10 protein-coding genes and 7 pseudogenes are annotated in these 16,499 nt (G+C 54.9%); 10 read left to right on the top strand and 7 right to left on the bottom strand.

All coding sequences use genetic code 11. The features are described 5' to 3' along the window. Window positions 1–604 (bottom strand): IS5/IS1182 family transposase (locus LI72_RS18415; protein WP_033927437.1); only part of this gene is annotated, 604 nt, incomplete at its 3' end. Between the two features lie 73 nt (window positions 605–677). Next, window positions 678–797: pseudogene (locus LI72_RS20215) on the bottom strand (IS3 family transposase); the annotation flags it as partial. Window positions 798–1,216: 419 nt separating this feature from the next. On the opposite strand from LI72_RS20215, the gene LI72_RS19810 reads away from it, so the two are divergent. Next, window positions 1,217–1,894: a polysaccharide biosynthesis/export family protein gene (locus tag LI72_RS19810; protein ID WP_081985274.1), complete on the top strand. Its 678-nt coding sequence runs from the start codon at window positions 1,217–1,219 to the stop codon at window positions 1,892–1,894. A gap of 202 nt (window positions 1,895–2,096) precedes the next feature. After that, the gene (locus LI72_RS18405) at window positions 2,097–3,374 is read left to right on the top strand and encodes an oligosaccharide flippase family protein (RefSeq protein WP_033927435.1); all 1,278 of its coding nucleotides are present in this window, start codon (window positions 2,097–2,099) and stop codon (window positions 3,372–3,374) included. Window positions 3,375–3,447: 73 nt separating this feature from the next. On the opposite strand, the pseudogene LI72_RS18400 reads toward LI72_RS18405, so the two are convergent. Continuing rightward, window positions 3,448–3,963 (bottom strand): annotated as a pseudogene (locus LI72_RS18400) (IS630 family transposase); the annotation flags it as partial. Window positions 3,964–4,322: 359 nt separating this feature from the next. Here LI72_RS18400 and LI72_RS18390 point away from each other — a divergent pair. The 3 genes and pseudogenes from LI72_RS18390 to tnpC (LI72_RS18790) all read left to right on the top strand — a co-directional run. Beyond that, entirely contained in the window at window positions 4,323–4,664 is a 342-nt protein-coding gene (locus LI72_RS18390) for a transposase (RefSeq protein WP_033927433.1), read from the top strand. Beyond that, window positions 4,661–5,008 (top strand): IS66 family insertion sequence element accessory protein TnpB, encoded by a 348-nt coding sequence (tnpB, locus tag LI72_RS18385; protein ID WP_033927432.1) that lies wholly within the window; start codon window positions 4,661–4,663, stop codon window positions 5,006–5,008. Before LI72_RS18390 ends, tnpB (LI72_RS18385) begins: the two co-directional genes overlap by 4 nt. A 60-nt stretch (window positions 5,009–5,068) precedes the next feature. Continuing rightward, window positions 5,069–6,430 (top strand): annotated as a pseudogene (gene tnpC, locus LI72_RS18790) (IS66 family transposase); the annotation flags it as partial. Here the strand turns inward: tnpC (LI72_RS18790) and LI72_RS18375 are convergent. The 3 genes and pseudogenes from LI72_RS18375 to LI72_RS20770 form a co-directional block, all read right to left on the bottom strand. Then, window positions 6,424–6,789, bottom strand: a pseudogene (locus LI72_RS18375) (transposase); the annotation flags it as partial. The pseudogenes tnpC (LI72_RS18790) and LI72_RS18375 sit on opposite strands and share 7 nt — an antisense overlap. 983 nt (window positions 6,790–7,772) lie before the next feature. Continuing rightward, a pseudogene (gene tnpC, locus LI72_RS20600) lies at window positions 7,773–8,492 on the bottom strand (IS66 family transposase); the annotation flags it as partial. Further along, entirely contained in the window at window positions 8,450–8,560 is a 111-nt protein-coding gene (locus tag LI72_RS20770; RefSeq protein ID WP_443018139.1) for a hypothetical protein, read from the bottom strand. The gene LI72_RS20770 and the pseudogene tnpC (LI72_RS20600), both read right to left, overlap by 43 nt. Before the next feature lie 1,614 nt (window positions 8,561–10,174). Between LI72_RS20770 and LI72_RS19795 the strand changes: the two genes are divergently transcribed. Together LI72_RS19795 and LI72_RS20210 are read left to right on the top strand one after the other, a co-directional pair. Then, entirely contained in the window at window positions 10,175–12,367 is a 2,193-nt protein-coding gene (locus LI72_RS19795) for a GumC family protein (RefSeq protein WP_081985268.1), read from the top strand. An 8-nt stretch (window positions 12,368–12,375) separates the two neighbouring features. After that, complete coding sequence (locus tag LI72_RS20210) at window positions 12,376–13,578, top strand: hypothetical protein (RefSeq protein ID WP_156139724.1); 1,203 nt, start codon at window positions 12,376–12,378, stop codon at window positions 13,576–13,578. Between the two features lie 258 nt (window positions 13,579–13,836). Here the strand turns inward: LI72_RS20210 and LI72_RS18355 are convergent. After that, window positions 13,837–14,334: pseudogene (locus LI72_RS18355) on the bottom strand (transposase); the annotation flags it as partial. Between the two features lie 81 nt (window positions 14,335–14,415). Between LI72_RS18355 and tnpA the strand changes: the two are divergent. From tnpA to tnpC (LI72_RS18775), 3 genes and pseudogenes are all read left to right on the top strand, one after another. After that, window positions 14,416–14,793, top strand: coding sequence for an IS66-like element accessory protein TnpA (tnpA, locus tag LI72_RS18350; protein WP_033927429.1), 378 nt, complete (start codon window positions 14,416–14,418; stop codon window positions 14,791–14,793). Then, complete coding sequence (gene tnpB, locus LI72_RS18345) at window positions 14,790–15,131, top strand: IS66 family insertion sequence element accessory protein TnpB (protein ID WP_033927428.1); 342 nt, start codon at window positions 14,790–14,792, stop codon at window positions 15,129–15,131. Before tnpA ends, tnpB (LI72_RS18345) begins: the two co-directional genes overlap by 4 nt. Window positions 15,132–15,191: 60 nt before the next feature. Beyond that, window positions 15,192–16,499: pseudogene (tnpC, locus tag LI72_RS18775) on the top strand (IS66 family transposase); the annotation flags it as partial.

Here is a 16,499-nt window from a genome sequence, read left to right as displayed (position 1 = left end):
CGCCCTCCTTCACCTTGGCCTTGGTATACTTCACGCTCCAGCGAGCATCGCGATCTTTCTGGCGTAGCTTGGCAGGCCTTGCCTTCCAGCGCTCCGGGATCCGGCCTTCCCTGATCGCCGCCTTCTCGTCCTCGGTGTTGCGCTGCTTGGGTGCCGGCACAACCGTGGCGTCGATGATCTGTCCGCCCATTGCCAGATAGCCCCGGTCGGTGAGCGCCGCATCGAAGCGGGCGAAGAGCTTGTCGATCGCCTTCGCCTTGACCAGGCGCTGGCGGAACAGCCACACCGTCGTTGCATCGGGCACCGTGCCATCGAGCCCAAGCCCCAGGAACCGCTGGAACGACAGCCGATCCTTGATCTGGAACTCGGTCGCCTCGTCCGAGAGCGAGTACAGCGCCTGGAGCACCAAGATCTTGAACATCAGCACTGGATCGAACGGTGGTCTGCCGCCCTTGCCGCGGGCAGTGCGCCGCAGTGCTGCCACCAACGGTCCGCGGAACACCTCAAAGTCGACGACCGCCGCGAGACGCTCCAGCGGATCACCCGCCGCGCTCAGCGCCTCGTATCGGTCCGAAAGGTCAAAAAAGCCCAGCTGCCCAACCATCTCCGTCTCCGCTCATCCGCAAAGGCAGTGAAGCAATTCAAGCCGCTACGCGCCAGCAGTTTTTCGAGGCGTCCAGATGGGTCAGCTCGCGCACGACACGGTGCCCGGAGATCGGGGTATCCGGCACCGCTGCCGGGCACTCCTTGGTCACGTCATCGACCACGTTGAGGACCCGGAACCGCCTGCTAGATGCTGCGCGACAATTTAGATCAGAATGGCGGCATGGGTCTGTCGGGACAAGGGGCGTAGCCCCAAGGAGCGACAGATACACGCCGCAAGCGTCTCTCTTTGTGGGAGGGGCGCGATGGTGATCGTGATCTGTTTGGTTACCCCCCCCCGGACCATGCTGGCAAACTCAGCCGGTGACACCAGCCCGCCGGATTTGAGCAAGGCGGAAAACTCTAGACCCAAGTGGTCCGAGGTTGGCTAGCAGTGCACATTGTGCGAGATCACACGCAAAAGCGGTTCGGTTTAGTGCTTGCGCGCAGCCGGCTGCAACTGCTACGTGCCGAGAAAATCCGGCGTCCTGCACAGCCGTTGGATGACCAAAGGCAGTCAATCAAAACTTTAAGCACGGAAGGCTAAACCGTGAGACCAATAACGATCTTCAGCATGACCTTCATCATGCTTGCTGGCTGTAGCTCAAATTATAAAGCCGTACCATATGGCATCCAAGCGCTCCCCGCGCAGGCAACAACAGAAGCCACTCAACCAAGTCTCGATGTATATCGCATCGGCGTTTCGGATGCACTTTCGCTGAACGTTTTTAACGAACCTGATCTTAGCGTGGAGAACGTAATTGTTGATGCCGCGGGCAGCATTAATATTCCGCTTGTTGGCAGTGTCCCGGCAGCAGGCCGCTCAATAAATGAGTTGAGCCTTGATATAGCCAGTATCTTAAATGAACGTTATCTAAAAGATGCTAGAGTAGTTGTTTCAGTACGAGACGCAGTGGGCTATACATTTACAATAGATGGTAGAGTGAAAAAGCCAGGTACTTATAAAATTCCTGGGCGTGTAAATCTGGTTCAGGCGATTGCTATCGGGGAGGGTGCGTCCGACAACGCCCAGCTTTCACAAATCATCGTGCTGAGAAATGTCAACGGGCAACAGTACGCCGCTAGATTCAACCTAAACGAAATTCGAGCTGCTAGAGCAGCAAACCCAGAGTTAATACCTGGTGATATCGTTGTAGTTGGGTTCGATCGAACGTCGGCGATCATACGTGATATTCTCCCTCTTGTGGCTACACTGACGTCAGTTTTTGTTGTTATAGCACAAAACAATTAGAATGCCCTCATATCATCTTTGATGTGATTGAATATATAGCATTTTTCTGACTATGCTATTGTCAACAAGGGGTTCGACATAGGTCGCGGTGATGAATTATTTTCTCGACGTATAGTTTCTTCCGCAAACTAAACGGCTGCTGGCGATTTTGCGATAGGGCGATGCCAGATATTCGTCGTTAGCGGTTTGTAGAGATAATCCAATGGCCCATATCAAGCAAGTACTTCAAAGTAAGCTAGCTCTAAACTGGCTAGTTCTTTTTTCGATCCAAATATTCAATATGATATTAGCTTTCGCCTATTTCCCATTCCTATTGGCCAAGCTCGGGGTCGCATATTTTGGCGAGTTAGCTACTTTTATTGCCCTTTGTCAAATTTTGATAATTTTAACGGATTATGGTTTGAATTTTTATGGGCAAAAAATGGTTGCCGAATGCAATGAAGACAAAGTAAAATTATTTGATATCTTTATCTCGGTTACGGCGATTCGTTTGACTCTATCTGGTTTGTATTTCGTGGCTGTAGCAGGAGCTTTAACTGCGATTAAGGGTTGGAATAATTTTGATCTTAAGTTATATGGCGCTTGCTTTATTGCCGTTATATCGAACGCGATTTATTTCCAATGGTTTATGCAGGGTCTTCAGTCTTTTTTCAAATTAGCTTTTATTCAAGTAATTTCGCGCTTATTGATCTTTGGATTGATGCTCATCTTTGTTAAAGACTCTGGCGACCTGTATTTCGCTGCCCTCCTTCAAGCCTCCCCCCTAATTGTGGCAAGCGCGTTAGGTGCGCCCGACCTATTTAGGTTGTTTTCAAAAATCAATAGAGTATGGCCAACGGCGCAAAATTTACGTCTTCACCTGAGTGCTGGGCGGGCAACGTTCGCCTCAACAGTGCTGAATGTTCTTTATACGTCAGCTGGCACTTTTATTATTGGTATTTTTTACAGCGCCAACAGCGCCGGAATTTACTTCCTGTCAGAGAAGATTATTAGGTCGGTGCAGGCTTTGCATGCTCCGCTTGTCCACGCAGGCATCGCCCGATCAACGCAACTATTTTTATCTGATAAAAGTGGATTTCGATCATTTGGAAGAATCCAAACAATCTTAATAGGGGCTATTTTCCTCGCAATCTCTATGACCATTTTCTTAGCAAGTGATTTCATACGAGACATATTTTTCCGCGGTGAAACAGAGGAGTTTGGAAAAATGTTAGCGCTGATGGCGTTTATACCTGCATTTGGCGCCATGTCAGGCAGCATTGGCTATTTGATACTTATGCCCCAAGGCGACATAAGGTATCTTGTTTATGCGCAGTCGGCTGCATTTGTGGTTTTTGCGGCCTTATTTGTACCAATAATCAGTAGATTTGATGTTATTGGGATCGCAGCGCTTGCGACTATTGTAGAATTTACAGCATTTTCTACATTAATAGTTTTAATATTGATAAAATCATTTTCCAAGCGCGCCATAGATTTGTAGGTAGGCATCGCGTCCGCTAATGTTTATTTTGTAAATTCTTGAGCGCGGTTGCGGTTATTAGTGCGTTTTTCGATCATTTTGGATCACACCGACAAGAGCAGAAGTAGTTGGCGCATTCTGCGGGTTGGAAGATTTCGACGAGCCTCCCGATGAGATCCCACAGGCCGCCGACTGTTCGCTCACCGATTTTGCGGAGCATAGCCTTGGGGCGGGAGAAGGCCTTTTCGATAGGATTGAAGTCGGGGCTGTAGGGCGGCAGGAAGCGCAACGTTGCTCCCGCCGCATCGTTCCGGTGACGGACCGATGCGCGCTTATGGCTGGATAGGTTGTCCATGATCACAACGTCGCCAGGCCGTAGCTCTGGCACCAGCACCTTGGTCACATAGGCCTCGAACCAGTCCCCGGTGATCGGGCCGTCGAGCACTATCGGCGCGATCATGCCGGCCATGCGCAGGCCCGCCACCAGAGTGGTGGTTTTGCGGTGACCGTGAGGAAAGCCCATCCGCAGACGCTCGCCCTTCAGGCAGCGGCCATGGGTGCGGGTCATGTTGGTAGCGGTCCAAGTCTCATCGATGAACACGAGACCTTCATCCCGTGGCACGCCTGGAGATCAGCGACAGCTTCCCGCTTCGCGGCGGGCATCAATGCTTTTTGGACAGAAGATCGTTGGCTTCGCCGCCCTTCGGGTCAACGCAGCTTGGTCCAGCATCGCATCGGCCACAAGCCGCTTAAGCTTGGCGTTCTGGCCTTCAAGCGTAACCGTCCGATTGCTACCCCGGCTTGTGGCGCTTGACGTTTTCGATAGTGTCAGGATCATCGAAATTGGCGTGCAGGAAGTCGTCCCATATGGTAACCCTACGGTCAGGGCCGCCTTGTGCTGATTTGGTGACGTGCCGAGAAGGCACCGGTGCAAGCGCTGGTGCTTGCACCGGTGTTAGAGACGGTGCGATGGGTCAGGTGACGGTATTTTCTGGCGTTCAGCGCCGCCGGTACTGGTCAGATGAGCAGAAGCATGCGCTGGTGTCGGCGATTTCAGCGCCCGGGGCGAACGTTGCGGAGATTTCCCGTCTGGCCGATGTTCGACCTGGTCAGATCTATCGCTGGCGGCGGCAGCTCGAGCAGGCAGGCCACGGCTTTGCGCAGGTCCAGGTGCAGCCCGATCCTGATCCTGCGCCTGTTGCTGTTGCGGGGACTGCGATCATCGTGGAGTTTGAGCGTGCGATCGTGCGGATCCCGGCAGGCGCATCTCCAGGTCTGGCTGCGGCGGTCCTGCGATCGGTGAAGCCGTGATCCCAGTTCCTTCCGGTGTCCGGATCTGGATTGCGACAGGACATACCGATATGCGGCGCGGCATGCGCAGCCTTGCCTTGCAGGTTCAGCAGAGCTTCGGGCGTGATCCGTTTGTCGGCGATCTGTATATTTTCCGCGGACGGCGCGGCGACCTGTGCAAAGTGATCTGGCACGATGGCGTGGGCATGTCGCTTTATGCCAAGCGGCTCGAACGAGGCCGGTTCATCTGGCCATCGGCTACCGACGGCGTTTTTGCGATTTCCGCATCGCAACTTGCCTGCATGCTCGAGGGCATCGACTGGCGTAATCCACAGGCAACATGGCGCCCGACTGTCGCCGGATAAGTGGCTGTCGATGGCCTAAAAAACTAGGGATTTCGGGGGTTTTATGCTATGGTTTCGGCCATGGTGGATGCAAGCCTTGCACAGATCCAGAGCCTTCGCGAGCAGTTTGCCGCCGCCCGCGAAATCGCCGCAGAAGTGGCTCGCATCAAGGCGATCAACGCCGATCTCGAAGCCCGCAATGCCCTTCTCGAGCTGCAGAACGAGAAGATGCGCCGGGCCCTTTATGGACAACGCTCGGAACGCTCCCGCCAGCTGATTGACCAGATGGAGCTGACCTTCGAGGAGTGCGAGGCCGCTGCCAGCGAGGACGAGGTCTTTGCAGCCCTGGCCGCCGCCTCAACCAACGTTGCACCGTTCGAACGCAAGCGGCCCGCACGCAAGCCATTGCCCGATCATCTGCCTCGCGAACGCGTCGTCATCTCCGCGCCAGAGTCCTGTCCCTGCTGTGGTTCCAATCGTCTGTGGAAGCTGGGTGAGGATATCACCGAGACGCTCGAGGTCATCCCCCGCCAGTGGAAGGTGGTCCAGACCGTCAGGGAGAAGTTCTCGTGCCGGGATTGCGAGAAGATCACTCAGCCCCCGGCACCTTTCCATGTCACACCGCGCGGACTGTTCGGCCCCGGCTTCCTGGCGATGCTGTTGTTCGAGAAGTTCGGAGCGCACCAACCGCTCAACCGCCAGCGCGATCGCTATGCCCGCGAAGGTGTCGAGCTCAGCCTTTCGACCCTGGCCGACCAAGTCGGAGCCTGCACCGCGGCGCTGATGCCGCTCTACCGCCTCATCGAAGCGCATGTCCTGGCCGCCGAGCGACTGCATGGCGATGACACGACAGTCCCGGTCCTGGCGAAGACAAAGACCGATACAGGCCGGATCTGGACCTATGTTCGTGACGATCAGCCTTTTGGCGGCCCAGCTCCACCTGCGGCGATCTTCCATTATTCCCGTGACAGGCGCGGCGAACATCCCGTCGGCCATCTGCGCAGCTGGACAGGTATTCTTTAGGCTGTCGCCTTTGCCGGATACAATGCGCTTTTCCGCGCCGATCGGATCCCGGCACCGCTGACACGCGCCCTGTGCTGGAGCCATGCACGCCGCTATTTCTTCGAGCTCGCGGATCTCGACACGCAGCTAAAGAAGCGTCGCAAGAAGGCGCCCGTCATTTTGCCGATCGCTATCGAGGCCGTCCGAAGGATCGATGCGATCTTTGATATCGAGCGGGCGATCAATGGCCAATCGGCAGACGAGCGCCTCACTGCCCGGCAGGAATACAGCGCTAAACCGGTCGCCGATCTTGAAGCATGGCTCCGCGACAACCGGTCGAAACTCTCAAAGAGCAGCCCCGTCGCCGAGCCAATCGACTACATGCTCAAGGCATGGCCTGCCTTGACCGCCTTCCTCGACGATGGCCGCATCTGCTTGTCGATCGCCTTCGCCTTGACCAGGCGCTGGCGGAACAGCCACACCGTCGTTGCATCGGGCACCGTGCCATCGAGCCCAAGCCCCAGGAACCGCTGGAACGACAGCCGATCCTTGATCTGGAACTCGGTCGCCTCGTCCGAGAGCGAGTACAGCGCCTGGAGCACCAAGATCTTGAACATCAGCACTGGATCGAACGGTGGTCTGCCGCCCTTGCCGCGGGCAGTGCGCCGCAGTGCTGCCACCAACGGTCCGCGGAACACCTCAAAGTCGACGACCGCCGCGAGACGCTCCAGCGGATCACCCGCCGCGCTCAGCGCCTCGTATCGGTCCGAAAGGTTAAAAAAGCCCAGCTGCCCAACCATCTCCGCCTCCGCTCATCCGCAAAGGCAGTGAATCAATTCAAGCCGCTACGCGCCAGCAGTTTTTCGAGGCGTCCAGATGGTTTTCCTCCGCAGGGCGGCAACCACGACCTCGTTCCTGCAGCAAGAGTGGGGCAATCAATGCACATTCCTCGTCCGACACACCTTCGATCGCCCAACGCTGCCTCCCAAAGGGGGCCTCAAATCAGCGGCTGAGTTTCGTGTCAACGCTTGTCCACGATGCTTAGTGCGCCTTGGGGTTAGATTTTGATCGCTGCTTGTTGCGCTGCCGCTCACGCGCCTGAGCTCGCAAGGCCCTGTTTGTAGCTGAATTATACCTAGCATAAACTAAGGCAAGAATAAAAAAGACTACAACAAGGACGATCAAAATTATTCCCAAAAAGGTCTCGGTTTCAATCATAATAGTTCCGTTTAAACTATGAATTCTTCGTTATAGCAAATCTAAACATGAATGTGCAAAGCCTATTGCGCCATGAATTTCGAAAGTGCTAGCACAGCTCGGATATATTATACAAGGCGGCGCCGTGCGACTCACCGCAAATCTCAAAAATTTCGATAATTTAAGGTGTATTGCCTCATTGATGTTAGCGTCCAGGCAACTCGAGAAAAGTGGGTTATATTTGATCCTGTAGGCAGCTTCAATGGCTTAGCGATATAGGGAGCGCGATGACAGCGGGTTGGCCCAGCTTCCTCAAGCTACCGAAAAGGTGCAAGGCGCCACTTGCGGCAGGTGATGCGCTGGAACGCTTTTCCAAGCTAGCGAGTTCTACGCTTTTTCCTAGGGATTCTGCCAGCGGCGCTCCCGAGTAGTGGTCACCGGAAGGGGAGCCGTCCACCTTTCGAACCAATGCTGTGATCTTTCAGCTCCTCGTGCTCGATGCAATCTACTCGCCCCCCCCCATCCCCGGCGAGGTACTCGAGATTAGGCCGTAGGTCTGTAGTTGCAGTGTAAGCGGTGTTCTCAGCCCAATGTCGAGCCAAGGCATGAGGTCGCCGACGCTGTTTGCGGGATGACCATCCGCGAGCTTGGTGAGCGTCTCGGTCAGCCAGGTGTGTGGGTTGATGCCGGCGATCTTGCAGTTCTCGATCAGCGTGGCGATGACCGCCCAGTTGTCGCCGCCCTCGTCGGAGCCCGCGAACAGGGCATTCTTGCGGTTGAGGGCCAGAGGTCTGATCGACCGCTCAACGGTGTTGGTATCGAGCTCGACGCGGCCATCGTCGAGGAAGACAGTGAGCCCGTCCCAGCGGATGAGCGCGTAGCGTATCGTTTCGGCCAGCTTGCTCTTGGCACTCACCTCGCGGAGCCGGGCTTCCAGATAGTGGTGCAGCTCATCGACGATGACGCGGGCGTGCTCGTTGCGGACTGCGCGACGATGATCGGCATCGGTGCCGCGAACCTCGCTCTCGACGGCATAGAGACCGGCGATCCGCTGCACCACCTCGATGGCAACCGGCGACTTGTCGGCGAGATCGAAGAACTTGCGCCGGACGTGTGACTAGCATAGCGCGAGAGTGATCTGCCGCTGCCGCTTGGCGAGCGCTGTATATCCGCCAGAGCCGTCAACCTGCAGGATGCCTGCAAAGTCCCCAAGATGCGCTTCGGCACGCTCGCTCTTGCGGTCGGCTGCATAAACCTAGGCCATCATCGGCGGATCGATACCGCGCCAAGGCCGATCATCGCGGGCAGGCCCGTCCCCTCCCACCAGATCAGTTTGATCCGGTCCGCGCGCTTTGCACGGAAGACATAGATCACCCCGGAATACGGATCGCCGCCATACTCAGCGCTAACGAGTGCGGCCAGAGCGGGTCAGGGCCCATGCGAAAACCCACTGGCCGCGTTGCCACCATCATCCGCGTGCCTGGACCGGGACCGATCATGATCATGGGGCTGCTCTGACCGCCTCGATAACTGCAGCGATCAGCCTCAAATCAGCATGACGACTAACACTCACCACGACCCCATCAATATCCACTTCAACCGCAAACCTATCCGTGCGTCGGGGCTTGCGTGCTGGTCGAGTCGTGGGAAGGTGCTGATCCGGCTTTTCGTCTGAAATCACAGCTGGCACGAACGCCGGAGTCTGAGGCAGTGCTATACCTTGGCTCGGCAGATGCGCGCGAAGCAGGCGACGCCAAGTGAACAACTGTGAAGGGCAAAGAGCATATTGCCTGGCCACGGCGCTGGCACTCTCAAGGCCGGACTAGCTCTCAGCCACGATCGCCAGCTTAACATCATCGGGCCAGTCCCGCCTGCGACCCGCACCGGTGAAAACCTCGAAGCGCCACACGCCTTTAATGCCAGTATCATCACATGACATCGTCATAGCACCAGCGCCCTCAACCAACCATAAGGCGCGGACAATCGGTCCTGTCACCGATCAGGGCAAGGTGGGGTCAAGGCTCCGCTTACGTTGCAATGCACAGACAGTGCCAAACCCTTTAGGGTCGCATGGATAGGGGCCACAAGCCGAGACAAGGAGATAGACTGACGATTATGCGGCAAGGACTTCAACGCTCAGGACGAGTAATTCAGCACCGGGGCGCGAGCGTCAAAGTTCTATGAACAGATGTGGATCTAGTTCTTCGAACCGCATACCGGGCCGTAGCAACATCAGGCCACAGCAAGAGGCCTGATACAGGAACGATAAAAACGCCGAGCCGTCACCGCCGTCAAAATCATCCTGCAAAACCGGGGCATCCACACATGCTAGCCTTTAAAGTGGCGCAGACCTGGAAGCTGCGCGCCGCAAGGTGTAACGCGAGAATGTGGAGGTTGATCATGTGCTCCGTCTTCTACAGCGCAACATCGTGCTGGTCTAACATCCTGCGATGCCGCCGGAGGGGGCACCCGCTCCATCAGTTACACGGTGGCTAGATCGTCGATTCTAGCACGCCGGTATGTCCGAGGCTTCTCGCGATGGAAACCAACAGGGCGATACATGCCCATCGGATATAAAGGTTGCATCGGCGGAAAAGGGGCTGCTAGAGCGATGCCGAGCATCGACGATATCAAGCAAGATCACTACGAATTTACGCTGCCAGACGAACGACGGTTGAGTCCACATGTAGCAAACTCCATTTGCAAAAAATATCAAAGTCAAATGACGAACGTCGCAGCGAATCGTCGATAAAGCGATGTAAACTTGAATTTTGTTCGCAGCTGATGAGAAAAATCGAGATCGCGGCATGAAAATAAGTGCGGGTATGTCAAATTCGGTAATACTCTGCGAGATATATTCGTAATCAACCCATTCGTATTGAGTATGATTCGCGGTATTTGTATGCACAGGAAATTCATAATTAGAATGTGAATACAAACTGTTTTTTGTACGCTTTTATACGGACACCAAAAGAATATTATAGATCCATGAGCAAATTTAATCCAAATACAGACCAGTCGATCGAGGTTGCAAGGAAAGATTACAGTGGCACTCCATCCAGTGCTCTTGATCTTATGGAAATTTATGCTGCAGCTTACCGTTCACGTTTTGTTCTAATGGGAATTTTTGTAGGTTGTTTAATGCTGGCTGCAGGGGCCACGTTGTTGATCACACGAAAGTACGATGGAATAGCTACCGTTGAGGTCCGGCAAGAGGCGGAAAAAGTTCTAGGTACTGAGGACGATCGCGAAAGTGTCTCAAATCGCGTTGATGTGGAGCGATTTCTTGATACGCAAGTTGGTCTTGCCCGGAGCCGAGTTGTGCTCACTGCTGTAGCAGACGAGCTAGGCTTGTTTCGCGAAAACACCTTTTTGGAAGAAATGAATGTTTCGGAGGAACCTGAAACTGGACTAGTTTTGAGCGAGCAGGAGGCGCGGCGTAAGCTCGTGTTGGAAACTCTCGATGAAAACTTAAGCGTCAGTTTTTCCGGGCAAACGCGACTGTTGAAGATTGTATTTAGAAGTCCAGATTCGCGACTTTCCGCCAAGGTTGCTAATTCGGTTGCTGAAAATTACATTCGGAGCAATCTGCAGCGAAAATCTGAAAGCTCATCTTACGCGCTCGAGTTTCTGCAGGCACAGCTTAGAGAAGCGCAGATTCGGCTAGAGGCTTCGCAAAGAGCTGCACTAGAATATGGGCGTCGTACAAGGATCGTTGATGTATCAAGCGCAGCTAGTGCGACAAATAACGAGGAATCCACGCAGCCGCGCTCGTTAATCACTGCTCAGCTTGTTCAGTTGAATAGTGACTATACACAAGCTGTTGCTGAGCGTGTTGCTGCCGAACAAAAATGGATTCGCACTCGTTCTCAGCCCATTCTGAATAACCCCGATGTATTGGCAAATCAGGCTATCCAGGGGCTGTTAGAGCAGAGAGCTACCCTGCAATCAGAGTACGAGTTGCAACTAGAGACCCGTCAGTCCGATTTCCCTTCTGTCAGGCAGGTGTCTGCGAAGCTTCAAGAGATAGAGCGCCAGCTGACAGCCGTTGCAAGCAACATCAGAAGCGGTGTGCAAAGCCAATTTGAGATCGCAAAGGCCCGCGAGCGACAGCTGCTCCGCCAACTTGAGGCATTAAAAGGCGAGACATTAGTTGAGCAAAGCCAGACAATTCAATTGACCATTCTTCGGCGCGAAGCTGACACCAACCGTGTGCAATTTGAGTCGCTATTGCGTCGCTACAACCAGTTGAATGCTGAGTCCGGAGTGCAGGCAAATAATTTGGCTATTGTTGATCAAGCGGTTATCGACCCTGAACCAGTGTGGCCGAATATCCCGCTCAATATTGTTTTGGCGTTGATGGCGGCATTTGGTCTTTCCGTAATTTACATGTTTGTCGACTCACAATTGTTTGATCGGATACGGACGCCGGCGGACGTGAAGGACAAACTAAATCTGCCAATACTAGGTGCGATTCCTATCACAACGGAAATTATGAGCGAGGTTAGCGATCAGAAGTCTGAGATAAGCGAGGCCTTCAACCTTATACGGACTGGTATTTCGGTATCTTCTGTGAACGGCGCTCCTAAGAGTGTCATGCTCACTAGTGTGCAGGCGTCTGAAGGTAAAACGAGTTCATGTGTTTCTATCGCCATTGGTTTCGCTCGTCTCGGCAAGAGAGTTTTGCTAATTGACGTCGACTTGCGTCGTCCAAATATACATCGGCTTCTCGATCTGCCCAACAAAGTTGGAATGAGTTCTATTTTGTCAACGCAGTCGGCGGTTGATGATGCCATTCAGCAGTGTGCTTATCCTGGCCTCGATGTAATTACCGGCGGACCCGTCGCGCCAAGCCCAACCGATCTGCTGATGGGGAATCAGTTTAAGGCAATGATGGATCAAATGGTGGGCCGATACGACATCGTTTTGGTTGATACGCCGCCACTGTTGTCCCTGGCAGATGCGGAAATCCTATCGGGTCAAGTTGAGGCGATAGTCTTTGTGCTTGAGTCTGGCCGTAATGGCAGGAAGTCCATACTGAATGCGATAAGCCGTATCCAGAAAAGTGAAGCAAACTTTGCTGGTGTGGTTCTGACGAAATACAATCCGGGTGAAATGGGTTATGGAAATTACGGCGAATATGCCTACGTGTACAGGTATGCTGATTCCACAAAGGATTGATGCTTGAGATGAGATTTCTTGGCGGCTTCTTTTTTATTGCAGTTCCATTGGTATTCATAGTTGTTTTTATATTTTTCATATCAGGGACTATGGAACTTAATCAACTGCGGAACAAGTCGCCTCAATTTCTTTTGTCTCGTTTGGCGGTAGAATCTCAGATATCGCAAGCTGAATTGGGCCGGTATAAGAAATTAGCCAAGACATCGATAGCTTACACTCCGATGAGCCCAGTCGGCTGGAATGCTAAACTATATTTGGATTCCTTGGAGACTGGCAATGTGTCCATGACGGATTGGCAAATCTTAGAGAACTTTGGTTGGCGAAGCACTGTTGCGCTGCAGAATCAGATAATGGTGTCTGCTCAAGAGGCTGAATTTGACAAAGTTGTAAACATTGCTGACGCTCTCCTCAGGCGGAGTGATCTGACGGTAGAATCTACCAAGCTTTTTAATTTATTGGAGCAGAGTTTTCGTCATAGGCCATTGGTTATTCGTAAACTAAAACAAGCTCCGCCTTGGGCAGATGATTATTTAAGTTCTGTTGAGTCATTGGGCACCGAGGCTGCAATAAATGCCCGCAGAAGCACGATGCTATCCCTGATGACCAGCACGGATGTTGTTACGCGTAAAAGTCTAGTCAATGTCTCAAATAAGTTAATTGAATTTGGCATGGCTGATTCTGGGGTCGAGATGTGGCGTGCATTTTATAGTATGCCGAAAGATGCTATAAATGATCCATCATTTGACTTGGCTTGGAAGCTTAAGTCAAATTTGACTCCGGTCAGTAAGCTCGAATGGTATTTTCCCAACGGATATGGTTATTGGACTGACATTGATACTGTTTCTGGGGATAGTGTTGTAAGAATCAATTGGAATGGTCGTGGTGCTCCAATTTTTATGACACAGAAAACATCTGTGCTACCAGGGCGTTATGCATTAGAGATCGCTGGAATTGGTATCTCTTCCGAAATTATTAGACATTTTCAGTATAGATTTATTTGCGATAATTCAATTGTTGTATTTGATGGAGTTAGTATCAATACATCCGGCGTTGCCAGATTGACTAGCACTTCGAATATAGATTGCTCGAATCCTCAATTCGAAATAATCGGAAATGTGACGGGATCTCGGCCAGTAGATAGTTCTGGAGATTTCTCGAGCCGTGGGAATGTTGAGGCTGTATTTTCAGGAATTAGCGTTATTGCTCTTTGACGATATATGCGACTATGCATCAACCCTGCAGTGACATGGTAGCTTTGAACGCCCCTCAATCAGTTTAGGCTCAGGACCCATTGATTGGCTAAGGGTTATGTGATTCAGGCTCCGCGGGGAGACTGGACGCCTCGAAGGACCGTCTGATTTTGGCATGACGCCGACGGGACGTGGCGCGATTGGATGGTGAGCCCTGGTTTCGGGTGGCCGATCTGCTGATTTCGCTGTCTGAACCGGCCGTATAGGCCGGTTTTTGCATCAAGCAGGCGCAGAGCGCCCCTCGAGCCAGGCGAGGCGCTGGAAGTTATAGGCGAGGTTCGCCATGCCGATCTTGATGCGGGCTCGGGCGATGCCGATGGTGCGAACAATGAGCCCCATGCGGTGCTTCTGGCCGGCGAACACGTGCTCGACCGCTGAGCGCACCGCCGATCGCTTGGCATTGGCCCTGGCGATGCGCTCGGGCATCGGCCGGCGCGGCGGCTTCCTCTGATGGATGTGGCTGGTGAACATGCCCTTGGCGAGGAACGCCTCGTTCTTCTTTGGTCGATAGGCCGTATCGGCCCATACCCCCGAGCCGGTGTTGTCCTCGCTGACCACGTCAGGCAGCCGGGCGCCGTCGTTGGCGTTGGCGGCGCTGGCATCCCAGGTGCGGATCAGCCGATGCGCACGGTCGATGCCTATGTGGTTCTTGTAGCCGAACATCGGGATGGCGAGGTCAACCGGTTTGAACGCCTTGGGATCCGCGCCCTCCTGTATCCATACGGCGGGGGCCGCCTTGCCAAGATAGGTAGCGAGCGCTCTTAAGCGTGCTCTTAAGAGCGTGCTTAGGAGCGGTCGATGGGTCAGATGACGGTGTTTTCGGGGCCGGAGCGGCGCCGGCGGTGGAGTGATGAGGAACGGCTGCAGATCCTGGCCGACGCGTTTGCGCCGGGTGTCAGGGTAGCTGATGCTTGCCGTCGCCACGATGTTTCCACCGGACTGGTCTACACTTGGCGGCGCAAGCTGATCGATGCGGGTGCAGGGCAGCAAGCCGACGTGCCCAGGACCCTGCCGACGCCGGTGTTTGCGGAAGCACTGATGGACGAAGACGCGGCGGAAGCCGACACGGCCGAGCACCCTGCGATCGTCATCGACCTGCCACGTGGCAAGCGGTTGAGCATTTTCGCTGCGGCATCACCGGTCCTGGTCGCTGCCGCGCTGAAGGCGCTGCGATGATCCCTCCTGGCGCGTGGGTATGGATTGCGCTTGGCCACACGGATATGAGGAAGGGTATGCAAGGTCTTGCCCTGCTGGTGCAGCAGGGCCTGAAGCGTAATCCCCATGGTGGCGATCTGTTCGTGTTCCGCGGCCGCGCCGGATCGCTGATCAAGATCGTCTGGCATGATGGCATCGGTATGTCGCTCTATGCCAAGCGGCTCGAGAAGGGTCGGTTCGTTTGGCCTGCGGCGAAGGAGGGAGCGGTGTCGCTCACGCCCTCGCAGCTGGCCTGTCTCCTGGAAGGGATCGACTGGCGCAACCCGCAGTATACGTGGCGACCGACGAGCGCAGGATAATCGCCGCAGACGAGCATTTTGGCCTTGCTGCGAGGAGTGGATGATGATTCACTCTGGTCCATGGAAGCCGCCATCTCGTCCCTTCCGGACGACGTTGAAGCGCTCAAAGCGCTGGTGGCGACGATGGCCCGCAAGGCTGATGAGGCAGAGGCCAAGCTCGGCAACGCCCTTGCCCACCAGAGCGCCATCGAGGCCCTAATCGCTCACCTCAAGCTGTAGATCGCCAAGCTCAAGCGTGAGCAGTATGGCCCCAGCGCCGAGCGCAGCCGCCGCCTGCTCGACCAGATGGAGCTCCAGCTCGAAGAGCTCGAGGCCGACGCCGCCGAAGACGATCTGATCGCGGAGGAAGCGGCAGCCAAGACCACCACGGTCACCGCCTTCGAGCGCAAGCGCCCGGCGAGGAAGCGGTTCCCCGGATCATCTACCGCGCGAGCGTGTCTTGGTGCCTGCGCCCTGCTCCTGCCCGGCGTGCGGCGGGGATCGCCTTTCGAAGCTCGGGGAGGACGTCACCGAGACCCTCTAGATCATCCCGCGCTCCTGAAAGGAGATCCAGACGGTGCGCGAGAAGTTCTCGTGCCGGGACTGCGAGAAGATCGCGCGAGCACCGGCACCCTTTCACGTTGTTCCGCGCGGATGGGCCGGGCCCAGCTTCATCGCCATGCTGCTCTTCGAGAAGTATGGGCAGCACCAACCGCTCAACCGCCAGGCCGACCGCTTCGCCCGTGAAGGCGTGCCGCTCAGCGTCTCGACCCTCGCCGATCAGGTTGGTGCCGCTGCCCTTGTGCTCATGCCGCTCTATAAGTTGATCGAAGCACATGTTCTGGCCGCAACCAGGCTCCACGGCGATGACACCACCGTGCCGGTCATGGCGAAGGGCAAGACCGATACTGCTCGATTATGGGTCTATGTGCGCGACGACTGTCCTTTCGCAGGCACCGATCCGCCCGCAGCTCTTTTCCATTACTCGCGCGATCGGCGCGGCGAACATCCGCGATCCCATCTCGCTGCATGGTCCGGTATCCTGCAAGCCGATGCCTATGGCGGATATGGCGAGCTCTATCGCGAGGACCGCGCCCCTTCGCCTATCCTCGAAGCTGGCTGCTTTGACCATGCGCGGCGCAAGTTCTTCGAGCTCGCCGATGTCGAGGGTGCTGCGCGCCGCAAGAGTCGCGGCCAGCGCAGCAGCATAATCTATCCGATCGCACTCGAAGCCGTGCAGCGGCTCGACGCGCTGTTCGACATCGAGCGCGCCATCAATGGCAAGACTCCGGCAGAGCGACTTGCCGCCCGCCAGGACCTCAGCGCGCCGCTGATGATTGAGCTCCACACTTGGCTGACAAGTCAGGTCGGCAAGCTGTCGCGGAGCCA

Origin of the sequence: Sphingomonas sp. 35-24ZXX (assembly GCF_000786215.1) — a bacterium.
GTDB lineage: Bacteria > Pseudomonadota > Alphaproteobacteria > Sphingomonadales > Sphingomonadaceae > Blastomonas.
The sequence above is the reverse complement of the archived record's forward strand: the minus strand, read 5'-3'. Positions and strand labels throughout refer to the sequence as shown.

Bases quoted from the DNA above. Each gene is read 5' to 3' on its own strand.
- tnpA (WP_033927429.1), top strand. From the start codon at position 14,416: ATGGGTCAGATGACGGTGTTTTCGGGGCCGGAGCGGCGCCGGCGGTGG.
- LI72_RS19810 (WP_081985274.1), top strand. From the start codon at position 1,217: ATGACCTTCATCATGCTTGCTGGCTGTAGCTCAAATTATAAAGCCGTA.
- LI72_RS18405 (WP_033927435.1), top strand. From the start codon at position 2,097: ATGGCCCATATCAAGCAAGTACTTCAAAGTAAGCTAGCTCTAAACTGG.
- LI72_RS18390 (WP_033927433.1), top strand. From the start codon at position 4,323: ATGGGTCAGGTGACGGTATTTTCTGGCGTTCAGCGCCGCCGGTACTGG.
- tnpB (WP_033927428.1), top strand. From the start codon at position 14,790: ATGATCCCTCCTGGCGCGTGGGTATGGATTGCGCTTGGCCACACGGAT.
- LI72_RS20210 (WP_156139724.1), top strand. From the start codon at position 12,376: ATGAGATTTCTTGGCGGCTTCTTTTTTATTGCAGTTCCATTGGTATTC.
- LI72_RS19795 (WP_081985268.1), top strand. From the start codon at position 10,175: ATGAGCAAATTTAATCCAAATACAGACCAGTCGATCGAGGTTGCAAGG.